The 1,651-nt window shown below is 32.8% G+C and carries 1 protein-coding gene; it reads right to left on the bottom strand.

What is annotated here, in order from left to right; genetic code table 11:
- Positions 1-559 precede the first annotated feature (559 nt).
- Entirely contained in the window at positions 560-1,330 is a 771-nt protein-coding gene (locus AB1630_13050; protein ID MEW6104713.1) for a hypothetical protein, read from the bottom strand.
- Positions 1,331-1,651 lie beyond the last annotated feature (321 nt).

Below are 1,651 nucleotides of genomic sequence, written 5' to 3' on the forward strand. Positions count from 1 at the left end.
GAATATTGATGAATTCACCAGTGTTACCAGTAAAGAATTTATCCTTAAAACATGGGAAAAGCCAAGAAGATTTGTCATCCGTAGAGTGAAAATAGATAAACTGATAATTCCAAAATTGGCATATTACTACGAGATTGTTTAGGTTATGAAGGATGCCAAATGAAAATGCTCTTGGATAAGGGTTTGCAAGTTGCATTCCCGATTTATTTTTCTTGTAATCTGAGTAATAGTGAATTTTGAAAAAACCCTTTTGGTTTTTAGCTGTAATATTATCAAATAGGCTATTATTTTAATGAGTAAGCCAATATAGAGTCCATTACCTTGTAGTTGCATAGATTTTATCCTGAATGTAGATTTTAGAATCTTCCAGAAATATTCAATAAGGTAATGTTGTTTCCATATATGCCAAATTTCAGCACTACGCATTGGGATCTTACTAAAATCTATTAGGTAATAATTATGCGTAGTCTTCTTCTCATAAAAGAGGAGAACAATATGACCAAAAGTTGGGTTATAAGCCTTAAGTCTACAAGACGGCACATCAATGCCCCATTGGTCTTTAGAGAGAGAGCTCTTTTTTCCAATCTGAAGATTTTTGTTTTTTGTTATTAATGGTAAAGGTATAGTTTCCTTTACCAGCAATGATAATCTTATAAAAACCTAATTGATAGAGTTTTTGTTTTAGCTCTTCGGATACAAACCATGAGTCCAAACTAATAGGAAAGGATGTTAGATCAATACCTTCCTTGAGAAATTTGTCTTTTAGACAACTTAACATACTTATTAACAGACTTGGTTTATCAGTATTAGCTCGACCTTGTTTAGAACAAAAGACTAAATGTAAGGGAAAAACAAATCCATTAAGAGTTAAAACAATACCGAGCAAATCGTGTCCATTGACTATTTTCTTAGCACGGCCACTATACCAACTCCAGGTACAACGAAGCATTTTACCCAGTCGGTCAATCACACTGTTATCAACTGACAAGGTAATGCCTGCTCTGGATTTAGTTGCTATGCTCTTTTTCATCACAGCCTTTAGATATTCACAGGCTTGCTTTACCATAAAGCAAATAAGCATCTCTTTAAGATAATAAAGGCTATATCTTTTAAGAGAAACATAAAGTGGTTGATGCCCTATGCCAAAAAAGTCGGCTAACTGCTTCGGATTGTAAAACCCAAAGAAATGAGCTAATGATAGAAACATAATTGTCTCAAAAGCTATCCGTTGCTTTTGGCGAAATTTTTCCTCAAATACAACAAAAAACCAAGTGAAATTTTCAGTTAAACACTTTTTAAGATAATAAGTTGATTCTTTACTCCTTTGCATATTTCTTTGCCTCCTCCCTGTTTTTTTGGATAGTTTTGTTATCCTTTATCCATTATAACATAGGAGGCAAAGAATTACAACTACTTTATTTATAAATGGTTATACTCTTGTTCCTCAATAGTTGAGCATTTTCATTTGACCTAATCTTTAACTCTATATGCTTTAGTCTGTTCTGTAAATTTAGGAATTATCAGGTATAGTGTCTTCCGGTGCGGAAAAAGCAGTAAGATAAAATTCAATCCGCAAAAAGGAGGGAAAACACTATTGCTTCATGACATTTAATTTTAGTAATTGAGTTATTTTGACGATATATACCTTAGG

This window comes from bacterium, assembly GCA_040753555.1.
In the GTDB taxonomy this organism is placed as follows: Bacteria; UBA9089; UBA9088; order UBA9088; family UBA9088; genus JBFLYE01.